At 60.0% G+C, this 17,426-nt stretch carries 12 protein-coding genes and 5 pseudogenes; 3 read left to right on the top strand and 14 right to left on the bottom strand.

The features are described 5' to 3' along the window. Positions 1 to 86: 86 nt before the first annotated feature. From BRAD3257_RS33225 to BRAD3257_RS33290, 11 genes and pseudogenes are all read right to left on the bottom strand, one after another. Positions 87 to 284, bottom strand: coding sequence for a hypothetical protein (locus tag BRAD3257_RS33225; RefSeq protein ID WP_283809914.1), 198 nt, complete (start codon positions 282 to 284; stop codon positions 87 to 89). Between the two features lie 257 nt (positions 285 to 541). Then, positions 542 to 1,403 (bottom strand): annotated as a pseudogene (locus tag BRAD3257_RS41545) (IS21 family transposase); the annotation flags it as partial. Positions 1,404 to 2,032: 629 nt separating this feature from the next. Further along, positions 2,033 to 2,506, bottom strand: a complete 474-nt coding sequence (locus tag BRAD3257_RS33240) for a CoA transferase (protein ID WP_283809915.1) — start codon at positions 2,504 to 2,506, stop codon at positions 2,033 to 2,035. Then, the gene (locus tag BRAD3257_RS41855; RefSeq protein WP_283809916.1) at positions 2,427 to 2,750 is read right to left on the bottom strand and encodes a CoA transferase; all 324 of its coding nucleotides are present in this window, start codon (positions 2,748 to 2,750) and stop codon (positions 2,427 to 2,429) included. Before BRAD3257_RS41855 ends, BRAD3257_RS33240 begins: the two co-directional genes overlap by 80 nt. A gap of 1,055 nt (positions 2,751 to 3,805) precedes the next feature. Continuing rightward, a complete protein-coding gene (locus tag BRAD3257_RS33245) occupies positions 3,806 to 4,246 on the bottom strand; it encodes a tyrosine-type recombinase/integrase (protein ID WP_122405347.1) in 441 nt (146 codons plus the stop codon). A gap of 878 nt (positions 4,247 to 5,124) precedes the next feature. After that, a pseudogene (gene tnpC, locus BRAD3257_RS33260) lies at positions 5,125 to 6,612 on the bottom strand (IS66 family transposase); the annotation flags it as partial. A 69-nt stretch (positions 6,613 to 6,681) separates the two neighbouring features. Next, positions 6,682 to 6,882, bottom strand: coding sequence for an IS66 family insertion sequence element accessory protein TnpB (gene tnpB, locus BRAD3257_RS42420; protein WP_122405350.1), 201 nt, complete (start codon positions 6,880 to 6,882; stop codon positions 6,682 to 6,684). An 11-nt stretch (positions 6,883 to 6,893) separates the two neighbouring features. Beyond that, positions 6,894 to 8,167, bottom strand: a pseudogene (ltrA, locus tag BRAD3257_RS33270) (group II intron reverse transcriptase/maturase). 516 nt (positions 8,168 to 8,683) lie between these two features. After that, positions 8,684 to 8,887 (bottom strand): IS66 family insertion sequence element accessory protein TnpB, encoded by a 204-nt coding sequence (gene tnpB, locus BRAD3257_RS42425; protein ID WP_122405351.1) that lies wholly within the window; start codon positions 8,885 to 8,887, stop codon positions 8,684 to 8,686. A gap of 809 nt (positions 8,888 to 9,696) precedes the next feature. Then, complete coding sequence (locus tag BRAD3257_RS33285) at positions 9,697 to 10,494, bottom strand: SDR family NAD(P)-dependent oxidoreductase (RefSeq protein ID WP_347338412.1); 798 nt, start codon at positions 10,492 to 10,494, stop codon at positions 9,697 to 9,699. A 187-nt stretch (positions 10,495 to 10,681) separates the two neighbouring features. Continuing rightward, a complete protein-coding gene (locus tag BRAD3257_RS33290) occupies positions 10,682 to 11,950 on the bottom strand; it encodes an aminotransferase class I/II-fold pyridoxal phosphate-dependent enzyme (protein ID WP_122405353.1) in 1,269 nt (422 codons plus the stop codon). 764 nt (positions 11,951 to 12,714) lie between these two features. On the opposite strand from BRAD3257_RS33290, the gene tnpB (BRAD3257_RS42090) reads away from it, so the two are divergent. Next, positions 12,715 to 13,320 carry an IS66 family insertion sequence element accessory protein TnpB gene (tnpB, locus tag BRAD3257_RS42090; RefSeq protein WP_347338413.1) on the top strand — a complete coding sequence of 202 codons (606 nt, stop codon included), beginning with the start codon at positions 12,715 to 12,717 and terminating at the stop codon, positions 13,318 to 13,320. Positions 13,321 to 13,411: 91 nt separating this feature from the next. Next, positions 13,412 to 13,846: pseudogene (locus BRAD3257_RS40155) on the top strand (IS66 family transposase); the annotation flags it as partial. A 22-nt stretch (positions 13,847 to 13,868) separates the two neighbouring features. On the opposite strand, the gene tnpC (BRAD3257_RS33310) reads toward BRAD3257_RS40155, so the two are convergent. The 3 genes from tnpC (BRAD3257_RS33310) to BRAD3257_RS33320 form a co-directional block, all read right to left on the bottom strand. Then, positions 13,869 to 15,461 (bottom strand): IS66 family transposase, encoded by a 1,593-nt coding sequence (gene tnpC / locus BRAD3257_RS33310; RefSeq protein ID WP_122405354.1) that lies wholly within the window; start codon positions 15,459 to 15,461, stop codon positions 13,869 to 13,871. Between the two features lie 74 nt (positions 15,462 to 15,535). After that, the gene (gene tnpB, locus BRAD3257_RS33315) at positions 15,536 to 15,880 is read right to left on the bottom strand and encodes an IS66 family insertion sequence element accessory protein TnpB (RefSeq protein WP_092262361.1); all 345 of its coding nucleotides are present in this window, start codon (positions 15,878 to 15,880) and stop codon (positions 15,536 to 15,538) included. Next, on the bottom strand, positions 15,877 to 16,218 hold the full coding sequence (locus BRAD3257_RS33320; protein WP_244607802.1) for a transposase: 342 nt from the start codon (positions 16,216 to 16,218) through the stop codon (positions 15,877 to 15,879). Before BRAD3257_RS33320 ends, tnpB (BRAD3257_RS33315) begins: the two co-directional genes overlap by 4 nt. Before the next feature lie 229 nt (positions 16,219 to 16,447). Between BRAD3257_RS33320 and BRAD3257_RS33325 the strand changes: the two are divergent. Continuing rightward, positions 16,448 to 17,107 (top strand): annotated as a pseudogene (locus BRAD3257_RS33325) (IS66 family transposase); the annotation flags it as partial. Positions 17,108 to 17,426: the final 319 nt, after the last annotated feature.

Raw genomic sequence — 17,426 nt, forward strand, 5'->3', positions numbered from 1 at the left:
GCTCATCTTCCGGACCTCCTGGCTAAGAAATTTCGCTCGACCGTCAATAGTCCGATCTTGGCGTGGAGCTTCTCGTGAGGTTCTCTTCAACCCTGGATTGCTAGTAGCCCGCGAGCGATGAGACGGGACTGACGACGATCGACTTCGTCCTGCAGGAGCAGACAGAAGGTCTCGAGGAACGGTTGGCTGGCGCCCTGCACCTGCAGGACCCGGGCTTCAAACGTGCCGCGTATGCCCGACAGCCGCAATTGTCGTAGTCCGAGATCGATTTCCGGCAAGGTCATGGTTATTTAGAAGGAGCTCCTGTGCAGCTTGAAAGGCTGAGTTGATCGGCGATCAAGGTCTCGGTGAGAGCGCTCGCGTCGTCGGAGCTGGCCGGGGGTGCGGAGACGACGCGAGCGCGGTTTGGTCCGGGCTGATCATCGCCGCTGATGGCCGGTTATCGTTGCTGGCATGGTTCTGGCGCCAAAGTCAAAGCGTTCGCCGTATTCGTCTGTGGGACGCATCAGTGGATGATCCCGCGTCAGAGGCAGCCGGTCGCGGGCAATGGCCGCAGATGCGGTGTCTCCTCCTGGAACACGGCCTCGACCTGGCGCGCCTCGTGCTGCCTGGATGCGCTCGGAGCCCAGTTCGTCTCCCAGTCCTCCAGAAAGCTGTTCTGAGCCTCGAGTGACTCGAAGCGCCGCCGGGGAGCGCGGTGCCTGGGTGTGCTGGATCGCGTTCTCGGGTTCCGCACTCCTGCCGGATCGGCGACGACGTCGTAATGTGCGAGCACCGCGCCGTAGAGCCGGTCGAACTCGGGCTCGTACGGGTCGGGCGTGACGACGCCTTCCTTGAGATTATCGAGCACGAATAGCCGAATATCGAAAAGCCTCTTCGTGGAGCTGTGCCCAGATCTGCTGACTCGACGGCTCGACTCCAGACCACGCGCCGGAAGCTACGCCGCGACTAGCGCAGGATCATCACGAAGAGGTGCGCCCGGCGGTAACAACCGCCCTTTCGGATCACGGGTCAGCGCGCCTTTACCATCATCGACTAGGCCTTGTCGCCGGGGCCAAACTCGAGACGGTCGAACTGTTTGGGATCGATGTGGCGCAAGGCGCAAGGTGCGCACGAAACGCTTGACGCGATGCGGTTCACAGGCTGAGCGGGCGAAATCAAACGTCCTCGCGGCCACCTTCATGCTGATAGCCGGCGGTCGCGGAGGTCGGGGAGTTTGGCCATCCGCAGCCTCGGAGCCGGCGGTCACCCCGGGAATTTGCCTCCGCCGCTCGCTGGGACACGAACATCGCCTGGTAGCACCGGATCATCTTGCGGTCGATCCCCGTCAGCCGCTGGATCTCTCGCTGTCTCGTCTGGCGCTCAAGTATTGTGGGTACAGTGCTCTGCAGATGCGGCTTCATTCAACTCCCCGTCCACTCCTCCCTAAAAAGGCGACGAAAATAAATGTCCTGCTATGTCTGTTGCGGCCGATCAGCAGCCCAGCCAGGCGGATCAGGTGGGGAGTTTGAGGTGAGCTCACCCGGGGATTTTGACCGACCGTCGGGGGCTTACCTCCAGGCGAATATTGGCGAGGCACCACCGAGCCCAGCCAAACCGAGACATCACGCCCATTTGAAAAGCGTTAAGGATCACTGATCGCTGAGTGGATTGCCGTTGCACGGAGAACCGGGGATCGCCATGAGGAATATCGCAGCGTCTTGATGCATCGCCGCGCCGAATGGCTTGCGCTGCCGTTCGATGACCGCAATCCGCCGACGCGATCAAACGAGACCTCGACGATGGACTTCGTCCGGAGATCCGAACGATCCCCGCCCATAACGGTGCCGGCCCCATCGTGAATTTTTCATCACCGGGTATCAACTCTGATGAGTATGTAACGCCGGGCGCTAGCGTCGACCTGTAGACCTCACGACGCCTTCATTTTTTCCCGCGCTCGCTTTCGGAGAGCATCGACGTACTAATGATGCCATCCTCCGCCGATTGTGCAATCTGGGCGTGAGAAAGGCCGAGTATCCCTGATAGAACTTCTCTATTGGGCTGTCCGAGCGTCGGCGCCGCTGCTGATCGGATAAGGCCCCACACCTTCGCGAATTGGCATCGAGGGCTGCAGATGCAAGCCCATGAAAGCGCGTTCCAGCTCTTGCAGAAATGCCCGCGAGCGGAGATGTCGATCCTTCAGTAGGTCAATCGGCAAGCGGGCTACGCCGGCAGCAACCTTTGCGGCCTGTAGGTCCGACATAGCCTCGTCCGCGTCGCGGCTGAGCGTCCAGGCCGTGATGCCTGTCTCTATGACATTCTCAACAGCGCGGCGGGCTTCCACGGATTTCAGCGATGCGTCCTTAGACCAATCAGGCCGACCGATGACCAGCGCAAGCCTCTGCCACATGTCCCCGTTGGTCGCCGCTACCACAATCCAGTTGTCCTCACCCGAGCACCGAAAGCAGCCGTGCGGTACAAACTGAAAATGTCGGTTGCCGCATTTTACCGCAGGCGTGCCGCCCACCGATTGAAACTGTGATCCATGGCGCCACGAAGGGCATCATACATTCGATCTGCGCGAGTTCAATGAACTGTCCCTGCCCGGTGTTGCGGGCGTGAATCAGGGCGACCAGAACTGCGGCGCATCCGTTCAATCCACCGACAGGATCCCCGAAGGCGGTGTGGCTCATAACGGGAGGCCGCCTGGGTTTCCGACTACGGTCGGCAACCCTGATTCTTGCTCGAGAGTGGAGCCGTAGGCCCGGCAATCGCGATAGACGCTCTCCGCACCAAACGCTGACATCGACATCATGACGTGCTGTTGCTCTAAATCATCGTTCGGCATCTATAGGAGCCCTGGAGATCGCTTCCACCGCATCGATACGCGGGCGTCTGAGACTACGCAGGGCGACTCGATCGAGTGCAGATGTGCCGGGCTCGCCAGCTCTCTACGAAACCGATGACGCTATCGAGCTCTGACATCGAGGCAATCGATACACTCTTGTCGCTTGCTTTGAGCTCCGCGAGACCTGCCATGCTCTTCGTGTCCGAACAGGTCGGTAAATAGCCTCCTCCGCCGAAGAGACACAGCATCCAACTCTTCGGTCCCATCCGTCGACTATCCGTCGACCAAGCCTCGACAAAATTAGGCAGATAAGCCGGCGCCATCGGCGCCTGGCGCGCTCGCTACGGTCCCATCAATTTCCTCTATTCAGATGCAGCTGCATCGCGTATCCCCCGCGGCCTCTGAAGGACATGCCTCAACGTGTTGCTCAGGCGAATGCAAGACCAGCGCACCATTGCGCCAACTCATGCTTCCGCGACGATCATTGGCTTTAGTACTACCGGTCGCGGCGCTCCTCTCGCATCATCGATTGCCTTAACACCAGGACCGAGCAAGGACCGTGCCAGTATGGCATCAGATGGAAGGGAAAGGAAAATGAGGTACGCTCAACTCAACGATGGTGCTGTCGCAAACCTGACATCACAGCCCCCTACGGACATGCTCTTGATCAAGAACCAATCCCGCAGACTGCACGGCAGCCCGTGTAAACGACTTTGTATCTTCGGTGCGGCGTGTTGCGCCGAAGCCCTTAATCTCCACGAAAGCTCGGGCCAACCCAATGGTTACTGAGCGCGCGCCATGCGCGTCCTGTACTCCCGGCTCTTGCTCAGTTCTTAGACGGTCAACGCCGCGATCGCGTGCGGTCAAGCGGCACTGCGCCTTCCATCCAGCTTCTCGCTCGGCCTCACAAAAGAAGCGAACCTCCCCTCTCCCGGCCAGCTTCAGCGGGCATCCGGCGTGGGCCGCAGGCTGGCTGGATCATTCCCGTTGCCAGCGCGTAAGCAGCTTGGGGGTTTTCTTTCTGACGAGGTCGATCAGGTTTTCGATGCCAAAGTCGGTGAACGCTTGAACGCCGTCTTCGCCAACGCCAAACACCCAAATAGCGCTCTCGATCTCCATTTCGTTGGCGACGTCTCGTAGCCAATCTTCATCTTCGCCGAGGTCTTTCGCGACCAGGGTGATGGTAGTGACGTGATGGACCTTGTTGACGTGGGTGGTCTCATGCCGCTTGAGCGGCGATCGCCGATGGTGGCGTCCAATTCCAGGTATCGGCATCCGTGCACGCTGTCGGCCCTTGGCGCGAACGAGTATCTCGCCGGTGCGCCAGTCGATATCATCGAGCGTGAGCGTCGCGACCTCGTTGGCCCGCAGGCCGAGCTTGGCCACCAACGACAGAATGGCGTAATCGCGCCGTCCCATCACCGTCTTTCGGTCGCAGCCGTCGAGAGCCTTCCACCTGAGCGGCCGGCAGATAGGTCGGCAGAGTTGCGAGCTTCCATCGTCGCATCGATGGAACGCAATCCGCCAGCGGGCGCGCGTTCAGCCCCCGATGGTGGAGGTAACGGAGAAAGGCGCGCAACGACCAGCACATCGGCTTGCCTGTTCCCGGGCTCCAATCCAGGGCGTGGCGCTCAAGGTAGCGGATCACGTCCTCTTGGCTAATTTGCACAGGGCGGCGGCGCCGCCGGAGCACGCCTCGTGCAGGAACCTGCGGATGACCGGGAGATGGCGGACGATGGACTTCGGGGCCAAACCGCGCTCTGATCGCAGCTAGGCATCGAACTCCCTGAAGATGCGATCGTGCCGGGTGAGAGGCGGTAGCACCAATGGCGCGATCGCGCCTTCCTCGCGCACCACCGACAGCCATCGCTTGAGCTCGGCTCGATCACCGGGTTGGATAGACTGCCTCCTACCTCGATGTCGGAGGTACCGCTCAACAACCTGCTCATCGAGATCGACTAGCTTATAGCGACGGCTCGCGATCCAACTCAAGGGCCCGCCAACCATGTTGAGGCAACGCCACGTGCCATCCCGAACGGGCCTCTCTTCGACGAGACGAGCGGCGTAGCGCTCGACGAACTGTCCGTGCGGCCCGCTTCTGAGACACTGGTCCAGCCGGCTTCTGTCCAAGTACCATTCAACTTCCATCTTCCTGTTCTCCGCTGTTGACAGCGGAGGCACAGAACGAACTATCCCGAACCGACCAAACGCCGGTCAGCGAGAAATCTGGGGAAAACGACCTGACTCGGCATAGTTTGGCGGGCGGCATAAACGGCACTATGCCGCGCGCGGCATAGTGCGGTGACGATGAGGCTGTATATCGCCGCCGCGCGCCGTCCGCCACGATCGGAGCCGCAGAACATCTAGGATTTTCGCCCAAGAGCGATGCCTCGCAGGCCCGTTTCGGCGGCATTGTTGGAGAGGCACACGCGGCCTCCTCGAGGAACAGCGTGAAGCTCGCCCATCGCTTCAGGATATAGTTGAATGCCTTGGCAAGGTCGTGCCCATGGGACAGCTTGGCAAGCTGCTCCCGCATATAGACCTGGAGGTCCTCGGCCAGGGGCCCGCTCAGCGTCTGCACCTAAGGCGCTCCTCGGCACTCTTGCTGTCGATGGAGCGCTCGATCTCGAACAGTGCATCGATCCTCCGCACGACCTCGATCCCGATCGGAGAGAGCGGGATCTCCTTCTTGCCGGCGGCCTTGCGCCGGGCATTCTCTTCGATGTCGGCCACGGCAAAGACCGGGCGCCGTCCGTGCGACCAGCAGGCCGCCTCTCGGATCGGGCCAGGCTGGCGTCCCGCCAGATAGAGCTGGTTGTACCCGTCATAGGCGTGGGCCTGCAGGATGCCGGCATACCGGGCCAGATGCCCCTGAGGATGCTCACTCTTGCGACGCGTGAGTAATAGAACATCGCCGCCGGCGGGTCCGTGCTCCCGAACGGCCGGTCGTCCCGGACGTAGATCCAGCATCGTCCCATATCGGTTTTGCCCTTGGCCAGCACCAGCACGGTCGCATCATCGGCATGAAGGCGCTTGGCCCCCATGACATGGACTTCCAGCAGGCGCAGCAGGGGATCCAGCGAGGCACAGACCGCCCCAACGGCATCTGCCATGGTCGACAGTGCGATTGGCACGCCTTCCAGCAGACTGACGGTTCAAGGGCTGATGCTGACCGAACTTCTCGAATATGATCAATGGCCAGGATGCTCGGGCCAGCCCATCCCCGAGTGACGGCATGGAACGGTGCCGGCGCCTGGCTGATCTTCTCGCAGTCGCGACAGGAGAACTTCTCCCGGACCGTCTCGATCACCTTCCACTGGCGCGGCACCACTTCCAGTGTCCGTCCTCACCGAGCTTGCGCAGACGATCGCCGCCGCAGCACTCGCAAGCCGTCGGCGGCTCGATCACCACCAGCTCGTGTGGGAGATGCTCAGGGAAGGTCTGGCGTCACTGCGCTTGCGCGTAAATTCGCGCACCGTCGTCGCCTTGGCCACAGCGCGCTCTGCCGCCAGCTCGTCTTCAGTGGCGTCACTTTCCAGCTCTTCGAACGTCAAGGCCAACTGCTCGATCAGGCGCGACGACCGCTCCGACCGCTGGCCATAGATCTGATGCTTTAGCTTGGCAATCTGCAACTTCTGCTGCGCGATCAGCACTTCATCTTCCGACGCTTTCGCGGGCGCGACCGCGAGTTCGGCGGCGATTTCCAAACCCTTCGCGCGCTCAACGGCCAGCGCCTTCTTCAGGGCGGCAATGTCATCCGGAACAGCGTCGCGGTCGGCATCCATGCGACGCAGTGAATCACAGATTGAACGCGATGGAACTCCCCAAAATGCAAAAAGCTGCGGATTCTTCGCTCAGCCCGCGCTTTGCGGCCGCCAGCTCAATTGCGGATTCCGCCAGTCGATCCCTTTCAGCATGTAGGCCATCTGCGCCGCCGAGATTGATACCGCGCCGTCCGACGCCGACGGCGAGATGAACTTGCCGCCGTCCAGGCGCTGGGCGTCCCGTGGTGAGTCGGCCCCGGGAGTTGCACCCGGAGCCGCTCTCCGAACCATACGCGACGCTCTCACCTCATACGGCTCTCAACAAGTACCGAAGCAGAACTCAACCTCGCCCAATGAGCAAACAGCTTTGGACTGCGGCGGCGGATCAATCTGAGCCAGGTGGAGGCTCTGACTTCCATTCTTCAGCCCTTTGTATTTGCGTCGCGCCCAGCGGTAAGAGATTCGTCGACGCATCGATACAGGTTGTGCATTTCTGACCGCCCATATCTGCCGTAGTACTGCATCCATCCACGAAGGACGGGATTCAGTTCCACGGCGATTGCGTCGACTTCCGTCTGCGAGCGAAGCCTGAGCCGGAGCTGCCGGATCGTCATACGCATAGACTTCATCGCCGCCCTGCTGGCCGCTGGCGAGAACGTACAGAAATTTTCTTTCTTCTGATGATTTCTTGGCCTGCGCGGTCGAAAGGTAAATCCCAGAAAGTCAAACGACTGACTGGTATGGCTACCCAGGCGGTTGCTGTCTTTGCAGTAGACGATATTGGTCTTGTCGGGATGCATTTCGAGTTCGCATTCCTCAAACCTTGCTTGCAGCGCCGCCTTGATGGCCTCCGCTTCAGCCTTGGTTCGGCAATGAACGAGCCCGTCGTCTGCGTATCGGCACCATGGTGACCGCGGGAAGTTCCGCGCCATCCATGTATCGAACGCATAATGCAAGATCAAATTGGCAAGGACGGGACTGATCACGCCGCCTTGGGGTGTGCCCCGGTCGCGAGCGGTGATCGCTCCGTCTTTGCCTTGCATCGGCGCTATTAGCCAGCGTTCGATGTAGAGCAGAGCCCATTCGTCTTGCACATGCTTCCTGATGGCCTTCATAAGCAACTTGTGGCTGATATTGTCGAACAGGCCTTTGATGTCGAACTCCAGCACCCAGTCCATCTTCCAACACCGTTGCCGGGTGACGCCGACGGCGTCCGCGCGGATTTTCCGGGCCGGTAGCCGTAGGAATCGGGAAGGAAGATTTCCTCGAGTGCTTGTTCAATCTGCAGCTTGACGACCGTCTGCGCCACGCGATCTGCTACTGTCGGCACGCCTAGAATGCGTTGTCCGCCGTTCTTCTTGGGAATGGGGACAGCCCGAACGGCAGGTGGAAAGTAGCTGCCAGAAGACATTCGATTCCAGACCTTGTAAAGGTTTCCCTTCAAGTTCTTCTCGAAAGCTTCCAACGATACCTTATTCACGCCGGCTGAGCCCGCATTGGCTTTGACCAATCGGTAGGCCTTCATCACTGTTTGCTTGTTGATATTGTACTGCTTACGTTCGGTTACACCCATCATGTCCTCCCGCTCATTACAGTTGCATGCGGGCGGAACCGCTTGCCTCGGCCCTTTCGCTCCAGTCCCATTACAGCACCTTCATCACTATTACGAGCCACTCCGCCCCAATGTCGTGCTTCGGTACTCTCACCGGTGTGCGCCGCTTGAACTTCTCCCTGGGCATCACAACGACTGGTTCCTGCAGTTCTCTACAAGAGCCTGTATCCAGATCGCGTCCCCTAAACGCCGGTCGCCATCCGCGCAGTAATCCAGGCGTCTCACGGATTGATCTCAGGGATGGCACGCTCCCCTGACTTTGGCGACCTCTAACTAATTTTCGACGCGTCATCGGAAGATTCGCTTTCGCTCGCCTTTTGTTACTCACCTGCCCCGTACAACCGGGACTTTTGCAACACTTTGCTGATGATCGCGCCTTTTAAGCGAAGCCACAGTGTCGTGGTTTTGCATCTGCGGCTGGAACGCCGATGCAGGAGGGCCAACCTCCATCTCTCATAAAGCTGTACGCATCAAATTCGGTTATCCACCTCCTTCATGCTCTGCAGCACACCATGCCAGAGGATCTTGACCAGATCGCCGCGGCGACCCCCGGAATATGTAAAGATCGCCAGCGTGCGGATCGCGCTTCAGACTCTCCCGGACCGCAAGCGCCAGGCTTTGCATGTCGCGGCGCATGTGGCCGGTGGCGATCCAGACCCTGACGCCGCTCGGAATCGGGATCATTGCCGTCCCAGAAGCTCAAGAACCCGCTGCAGCGCCTCAGTGTCCATGTCCCGGTCAACGCGCACGCGACAGCCGCCCCCAAGCGCGATCTCGATAATGCCCGCCCTTGCACGTTGCGCAGGCGGTGAAGACACCGATTCTGGCGCGCCACTGGAGATCGGAGCCGCTAGGTGTGATCTCGACGGAACAAGAGTAGGCGCAGCATCCCCCCAGTCGACCCTGTCGCGCTTGTCGACGCCAGGTGAACAGCAGGCTATGAGCCACCCCGTGCCGGCTTGCCCCCCCCCGCAGACCGTCTCGCCGGGCTGCAATGTCTCTTCAACAAGGCGCACCTTCTCGTCGTAACTCCATCACCGCCGACGCTCGGCGCCCAACACATTGACCTGCGTTCCCGACGTGACCTTAAAGCTGCACTTAAGGTCAAATCCTCAAGACGCCTCGCAAACTAGACAAGACGACCGCCGCCGGAGGGATACGCTTCAGCAATCGCGATAGCGTTCGTCAGCTTCGCGCCGTTCAATTCGACAAATGCTTCCTTATATTCCGCCACGGCTCGTCGTCCTGTGATGAGGATCGGCTCGGCCTTGCCCGAGCCCCTCGGACTCGCAGGGTAGGGCGAGCCCAAGACTGCACGTCCATGGCAGTGATTACGATGACGTGAGACTTGGCACCCAACAAAGGTCGCCAGTTCAGTTCCGCCATCACGCAGGAAACGACAATGTTTGATGCTTAGAAGTGCTCTTGCCGCAATTGGGGGAGGTTCTTCTTCAAATCGAATTACAGCGTGAGGCACGCCTCTCGAGAGCAGCTTAGGCAGCGAACTCACCTCCCGTGACATCAATGGTCGCACCGGTGATAAAGCCGGCAATCGGCGAAGCGAGAAAGGCTGCAACGTGGGCCACCTCTTCAGCAGTTCCAAAACGGCCGACCGGGATTCGGCTAAGGGCAGAGCGGTTTACCGGGGCTTCGGGCGGCCCGGTCAGGTCACTGAGAATTCGCCCGGGAGCGATACAATTGACCGTAATACCGTATGGAGCGAGATCCCGTGCAGCAGCGCGAGTTAATCCAACGAGTCCAGCTTTCGATGCGGCATAATGCGGCCCCGCGATCACCGGTATGGCGCGGCCCGCAAGCGACCCGACATTGATGATGCGCCCATAGCCCTTTGCGATCATTGCTGGCGCCAAAAGCCGTATTAGATTGAATGGCCCATTAAGATTGACGTCGATAACACGTCCCCACTCCTCGATCGACGTTTGCGAGAGCCAAGGCACATCCTGGTTCGCGCGTTTTGGAGAAATACCTGCATTGTTTACCAAAATCGCGATCTCCCCCCAACGTGCCCGCACGCGATCAATAAATACCATCAATTCGTTTTGTCGCGTTACATCAACGCTCTCGGCAAAAATCTGATCTTCCGTACCGCCAAGAATGTGAAGCGCTCCCTCCACGTGCTCTGATCTTGTTGCCACGAAAGCAACCTGATAGCCGTCAGCTAAGAAGCGACGTACGATCTGAAGTCCAATTCCCCGTGCTCCCCCTGTCACAAGAACAACGCTTCTGTCACTTTTATATCTGGGCAGCCTTCCTAGTTTCAGCATGATCATCAAACGCGACGGACGCGCCCATAGAGACGGAAAGGCACGGCAGTGCAATACTCAGAAGAAAACATCGCCATTATCGTAGCCTGATCCACCTGGTGGTCCAACCAGGCGTCGAATGCGGTCAAGATGGTGTCACGCTATCATGGCTGGTCCAAGTGAAGCGAGGGCCATCTCCGAAGGAGCGCCAGTCCTACGCGGGGCTTGGTGATGTGTTGGTGGCTTTTTCCCGGATGCAGTCGCACAGACGTTCAATGTCGCGAACGTCGTGATCGGCGGTAATGCACACACGAATCCCGGCCGTTCCTTGCGCAACGGTTGGGAAGAAGGTTACCGACGTATAGAAGCCAGCATCGAGAAGTTCTCTCGCCATTATAATGGCCTTAGTCTCCGACTCAGCGGCTATCATTCTGATCGGAAGTGAATTGCCTTGCTCCGCGGTCGCGACACGACGATCGAATAGGTCGACGCGTTGCGCCAACCGCTTCTGCCGCTCACCGAGTTCGGGGGAGAGGTGAATCTTACACGAGCCGAGCGCCGCACCAACCGCCGCCAGATTGGGGGCCACCGAAAACGCGTAAGGAATGGAGTAGCGACGAAACAGAGCCTCCTGATCGGCCGTTCCGAGCATCAACATGCCGCCCGATGCGCCGAATCCTTTCGCCAGCGAAGCTGCTATGATTGTGCGGTCACCAAGCCCTTCCCGAAACTGAGAGCGCGCGAATCCTTCACCTTGGCGTCCGAATACCGATATGCCGTGAGCATCGTCGATATATAGAAAGAGACCATAGCGCTCCTGGAGCTGGCGCAATTCCTTGACTGGCGCATGCCCTCCCATGGAGTACACACCATCGCAAACGTAGGCGACTAGTCGCTCCTGGCGGCATAAGCGTTCAAGAGCGTCTATGTCATTGTGCGCGATCGTTTCCACTCGTGTCTCATCAGCTACGACCGGCTTGTGATAGGCGAGCGAGATGTGTGCAATGCGGTCGAACACAACGATCGGCTTCTTTCCACCGGTCAATTGGCCCGAGGCAAGGATGGGCATTGCACCCAAATTGGCGAGCATAACAGTGGAAAAGGCAACCACGCGCGCGCAGAACATCTTCGAAAGGGTCGCTTCAAGCTCTGCCAAAAGATCGAAGTTAAGCCGCGTTCGCGCACACGACCAGTGCAAAGACCGGTGCGCCTCGATCGCCTCAATCGCCCCAGCAACGATAGCCGGATGATTATCGAGACCCAGATAGGAGCATCGCACAAAATCGACTATCTGCCGTCGTCGGTCAAGCAGACCTGCGCCCAACGCGACGGTGCGTCCCGTCGTGGAGCGTCCCTGAATGCCCATAAGACCAGCCGCGTGAGCTGCGTCGAAATATGTCCTACTCTCGTTGATCACATAGCCGGTGTTCCGAAAGTGCCCGGCCGGACGGCGATCATCAGAGACGGCAATGTCGTCTTGCATTTCACTCCTCCATTCTGATGGGCCAGAATAAATGTTGGACCGTTCAACGCAGCTTGACGAGATCGAGCCGCACTAATTCGATGCAAATTAGATTACGGACAGCTCGATCTGCTCCCATTTCTTGAACTAAACCACTGAGCGTCCCTTTGGCAGCTACCAGATCGTATGGGAATACAGGCGTGGAGAGATAGATCGTGGAGTCCCGCGAAGTATTCGGCGATGAGTAGGGTTTATCGAGCCACATGCAGCTTCCACACAACCATCCTCCCCAATCGGATCCCGCTCGCATCAGGCTCGCTCCCGAGGCGCCAAACTTGTGGACGCAAGGACCAAGCCACCATTATTCCGAAGTCTTCATGCTCCTGTCTAGCGGGCAATCCTCACGTGCGGCCGCTGTCCGCATCAGCAATTATCGTTGGGGAGCGCATGTCCGTTTAGCCAATCGCAATCTACACGTGGAAACGCAGCGGGATGGGGATCATCGTGTCCTCCAGCATCGCGCGCTGTACGGTCTCTATTAGGTCGCGTGCGCCAGTGATCCGCGTCCGGGCCGCAACCGCGAACTCGGCCTCAATCGCGCCGCCGCAATTCGACTAGACTCGGATCAGGCTTCGTCGACGGGTCTGGAACCACCGCTCGAACGAAGTACAGGAGTCCAGCTGTGACCCAGCTTCATTTTGTCCGCGCGCAACGGCTGAACAACCGTAAGCCTCCGAGGACAGGCGCCTTGCGACGGGCTGGCCTGATAGTTGAGAACTGTACGTATGGACAGCCATACGATCAGTGGGCTGAATAGACTCGAAGTGGTGGAGACAGGCCGACGCCGGCGTTGGTTTGACGAGGAGAAGGCGCGGATTGTTTTGGAACGTCTGTCCGAGCCGCGCCTGGGGCTTCATTGGAGAGCGCGACAGCCCCTTCGACCGAGCGTCGGGTTGAGCACGAGCTGGCCGGCGGGCGGCGCGTCATTGTCGATGCGGGCGTCGACGTTGAGGCGCTTGGCCGCCTCATCGAGGTTCTGGATCGACGATGATTCCGGTCTCTACGGGAGTTCGGGTGTGGCTGGCAACAGGCCAGACCGACATGCGAAGGCTCGCCTCGTTGTGTTGCAGGTGCAAGAGGTGCTGCACCGCGATCCGCTGAGTGGTCATTTGTTCTGCTTCCGCGGACGCACGAGTGATCCACCGAAAGTGATCTGGCCTGACGGCCAGGGGGCGTGCCTGTTTACGAAGAAACTCGAGAGAGGTCGTTTTGTCTGGCCGTCAATGGCGGACGGCGTGGTGTCGATCTCGCCGGCGCAGATGAGCTATCTGTTGTCCGGCATCGACTGGCGCAATCCCCAAGAGTCCTGGCGTCCGACCAACGTGGGCTGAGAGTTGTCGTTTGAGTTTGGCGGCGAACGTGATTCCATATGGTTATGGACTCCAGCGCCGACCTGCCGCCGATCTTGCCGGCGCGCATGCAATGATCCTGGCCGAGCGCGCTGCCAGGCTGGCGGCGAAAGCTAGGCTGGCTGAAGCGGCGAAGCAATCGAGCACCGAAGCGCTGATTGCCCATCTCAAGCTCCAGATCGAGAAGCCGCGACGGACGATATATGGCTCGCGCTCAGAGCGGTCGGCGAGGCTGCTTGATCGGTTGGAGCAGGACTTGAGGAGCTCGAGGCGGCCGCGACCGAGGATGAACTCGCCGCGGAGAAGGCGACCGGAAGGACGCAGACGGTGCGTTCGTTTTGAGCGCAAGCGGCCGGTGCGCCAGCCCTTTCCTGACGACATCGAGCGAGAGGGCGTGGTCCTGCCGGCCCCGACGTAATGTCCCTGTTGCGGATCGGCCCGGCTGTCGAAGCTCGGCGAAAGCGTGACCTCGACGCTGGAGGAGATCCCGCGCTGGTTCAAGGTGATCGGTAAGCGGCAAGCTGCGGACGTCAGGCGGCGTGGTTCCATGGCATAAGCGCGTCGATTTCGCTGCTCGGCCATCCGTTGGCGATACGCTGCAGCGTTAGGCTGAGCCAGGCGAACGGATCGACGTTGTTCATTTTCGCCGTCTGCAGCAGTGTTGCGATGGTCGCCCAGGTTCGTCCGCCGCCGTCGCTGCCCGCGAAGAGGCTATTCTTTCTCGTAATTGTCTGTGGCCGGATGGCGCGCTCGACGATGTTGGAGTCGAGCTCAATGCGACCATCGGTCAGGAAGTGTTCGAAGATGGCACGGCGCGAGACGGCATAGCGGATCGCCTCGGCCAGTTTTGATTTGCCGGAGATCCGCCGCAAGGTCTGCTGCCAGAGATCGAAGAGATCTGCGACGATCGCCGCGGAGGCTTGCTGTCGCGCGGCAACGCGGGCGTCGCGGCTTTGACCGCGCACGGTTTTCTCGACCTGCCAGAGCTCCGCCATCCGCTCGACCGTCGCCGTTGCCACTTCTGAGCTCCCCGCAACATGCAGCTCGTAGAACTTGCGTCTGCAGTGTGACCAGCAGCCAGCCAATGTGATGCCATCATTGCCGCGATCGGATCGCGCGAGCTTGTTATAGGCGGCGTAGCCATCCACCTGCAGGATGCCGCGATAACCATTGAGGTGCCGGACCGCGCATTCGCCGGCGCGGCTGTCTTCGAAGCGATACGCCACCATCGGCGGACCGCTGCGGCCAAAGGTTCGGTCATCTCGGGCATGGGCCCATAAATAGGCCGTCTTCGTCGATCCGGAGCCCGGAGCGAGCGTCGGCAAAGTGGTTTCGTCGGCAAAGACCCGTTCGGCCTTCTTGACCTCGCTGAAGATGTAGTCGGCCACGATCTCCAGCTCGAAGCCGAGCTTGCCCATCCATTGCGCCATCAGCTGGCGGTCGAGTTCGACCTGGTCGCGGGCATAGATGGCTTCCTGCCGGTAAAGCGGTTGGCCATCGGCGTACTTGGAGACGGCGATCTGGGCCAGAAGGGCTTCGGTCGGAATGCCACCCTCGACGATGTGGGCTGGGGCCGGCGCCTGGATCACGCCGTCCTCGTTCTTGAACGCATACTTGGGACGACGAGTGACGATCACCCGGAACTTCGCCGGCTCCACATCCAGACGCTCCGACACGTCCTCGCCGATCAGCACCTTCTGCTTGCCGGCATGCTCAGCCAACGCTTCCGGCTCGATGACAACCTCGATCCGTTCCAGATGGGACGCAAAGCCCTTGCGCCGACGAGGTGCGCGTTTGCCATCCGCACGCTCGCGGCTCTTGTTGACCTGTGCCCTGATCGCAGCGATGCCGGTCTCGATCTCCTCGAAGGCAAAGGCTTGCTGTTCGTCATCGATGCTCGCAGGGCCGAGCTTCTCCGATCGTCGGCCGAACCGGGCGCGGTCAAAAGCCTTCAGGATCTGCGTCAGCCGCGCGATGCGCGCATCGGCATCGGCGTTGCGGGCCTTGAGATCGTCGACCTCGCTCTCCAGAGCATCGGCACGTGCCGCCTTCTCGGCCATGGCAAGCACCATGGCCTTCAGCGTCTCTACGTCATTCGGGAGGTCGAGATCGGGCGGCATCATTGAACCGACCAGAGCACATTTTGCTCCGGTTCTCTCGCCCTTTCAGGCGGTTGATTCACTTCGCCGCAGCGCTTTTACCCAACAATCTCCGGCGGCCTGACCGGCACAGCCCGGACCCGCTTCCAGTCCATCCCATCCACCAGTGCCATCAACTGCGCGGAGGTGAGCTGCACCCGATGATGCCCGATCCGCGGCCAGCAGAACTTCGCCTTCTCAAGACGTTTCAAATAGAGGCACACGCCGGAGCCATCCCACCAGACGATCTTGATTCTGTCGGCTCTTTTGGCCCGGAATACATAAAGCGCCCCATCGAACGGATCTGAGCCGGCATCGCGCACAAGCGCAACAAGGCCATCGATGCCCTTGCGGAAGTCGACCGGATGGCTGGCGAGGAACACCTTCACACCAGAGGGGATCATGCCGATCGGACCGCCCGGATCACCCGCTGCAAGTGTGCCTCGTCGACATCGACGCCGGCGCGCACGACCACCTCGCCAATGTAAATCTCGATCACTGACATGCACGCCACCCCGGCTTCACGACTCGAAGGCCGCGAGGGGCAAGTTCGTTCGGCCCGAGCATCGCGACGCCAGGCGAAGAGCTGCGACGGGTGAATGCCGATCCGATGGGCGATCGCCGATACACTCGCACCGGGCTCCAGCGCCTCTGCCACGACTTGTGCCTTGAACTCATCCGACCAGCGTCGGCGAAGTTGTCGCGGGGCCCCCTCAAGACGCTCGGCGACCGCTTCGATCATATGGAAGGTTCTAGTTTCAGAACTAGGCGCAGACATAGAAGCTCACATCGGCTCACGGACCCCGCAGCCGATAGCCGATCGCTCACCCACTCCGCTAGATGGGATCTCTTTGCCGCTTACGGTGATCGACATGGTGCGGGAAAAGTTCAGTTGCCGGGATTGCGAGACGATCACGCAACCGCCGGCACCGTTCTATGCGACGCCGCGGGGCCTACAGGGCGACGCCTAAAGTGGGTTCAATGCTCTATTCGATCCCGTGCGCAAGCCCGCGCCGGTCACAGCCGCCTTCTGCTGGGCACACGGCCGAAGAGCGTTCTTCGAACTGGCCGATATCGCCCAGAACGCGCGGCGCGGGCGGTTGACAACCGTGATCTCGCCTATTGCGCTGGAAGCGGTCCGTCGGATCGATCAGCTGTTCGAGATTGAGCGTGAGATCCACGGGTTGAGTGCTGAGGAGCGGCTGCAGGTGCGCCAGGAAAAAAGAAGTGCGCCGATGCTAAGCGATCTTGAGGCTTGGCTGCAAGTGGAGCGTGCCTCGCTGTCGCGTTCGTCCAACCTAATCAAGCCGATCAACTACCTGCTCAAGTGGTGGAATGGCTTCGCCCGCTCGTCGATGATGGGACGATCTACTTGACCAACAATGCACGGAGCGTGCCCTTCGCGGTTTTGCTCTTAAGAAAGGCATGGTTATTCGCCGGCTCCGATCGGGGGCTGAGCGAGCCGGTCATGGCGACGCTCATTATGACGGCGCGTCTCAACAACATCGACCCGAAAGCCTGGCTGGCCGATGTCTTCCCGCATCGCCGACATGCCGCTGAGCTGCCTGCACGAGCCGCTGCCGTGGAATTGGACGCCTCCCACATCGACGTCCTCCGCTCAGGCGGCGTAGCCATGCACGTCAACAAAGTTCATTCCGTCTTCACCATCAGTCGCGTCGCAAAGGACCTCAGCGAAGACGAGAACTGGCTCTGGGACGTGGCCAACGGAATGGACACGGAGGACAGCGTCATCTGGTTTACGACATCGGTGACGACAGCGTCATGGCGTTCACCGACTTCGGCATCGAAACCCTGATGGAACTCATCAGCAGCACAAGGAAGACCCCGAACTCCTTAAGCGATGGGATCGGTAATCCACTATCCGCGGCCTAGCTCGGATGGGTACGAACAACCGTCGCAATTGAGCAACAATGAAACGAGAAACGTCAT

This window comes from Bradyrhizobium vignae (assembly GCF_900324035.1).
Taxonomy (GTDB): Bacteria; Pseudomonadota; Alphaproteobacteria; order Rhizobiales; family Xanthobacteraceae; genus Bradyrhizobium; species Bradyrhizobium vignae.

Excerpts from the sequence above, each read along its gene's own strand:
- tnpB (WP_347338413.1), top strand. The coding sequence starts at position 12,715 with ATGGACAGCCATACGATCAGTGGGCTGAATAGACTCGAAGTGGTGGAG.
- BRAD3257_RS33285 (WP_347338412.1), bottom strand. The coding sequence starts at position 10,494 with ATGATCATGCTGAAACTAGGAAGGCTGCCCAGATATAAAAGTGACAGA.
- tnpB (WP_122405351.1), bottom strand. The coding sequence starts at position 8,887 with ATGATCCCGATTCCGAGCGGCGTCAGGGTCTGGATCGCCACCGGCCAC.
- BRAD3257_RS33225 (WP_283809914.1), bottom strand. The coding sequence starts at position 284 with ATGACCTTGCCGGAAATCGATCTCGGACTACGACAATTGCGGCTGTCG.
- tnpC (WP_122405354.1), bottom strand. The coding sequence starts at position 15,461 with ATGATGCCGCCCGATCTCGACCTCCCGAATGACGTAGAGACGCTGAAG.
- BRAD3257_RS33320 (WP_244607802.1), bottom strand. The coding sequence starts at position 16,218 with ATGATCGAAGCGGTCGCCGAGCGTCTTGAGGGGGCCCCGCGACAACTT.
- BRAD3257_RS33290 (WP_122405353.1), bottom strand. The coding sequence starts at position 11,950 with ATGCAAGACGACATTGCCGTCTCTGATGATCGCCGTCCGGCCGGGCAC.
- tnpB (WP_122405350.1), bottom strand. The coding sequence starts at position 6,882 with ATGGTTCGGAGAGCGGCTCCGGGTGCAACTCCCGGGGCCGACTCACCA.
- tnpB (WP_092262361.1), bottom strand. The coding sequence starts at position 15,880 with ATGATCCCCTCTGGTGTGAAGGTGTTCCTCGCCAGCCATCCGGTCGAC.
- BRAD3257_RS33245 (WP_122405347.1), bottom strand. The coding sequence starts at position 4,246 with ATGGGACGGCGCGATTACGCCATTCTGTCGTTGGTGGCCAAGCTCGGC.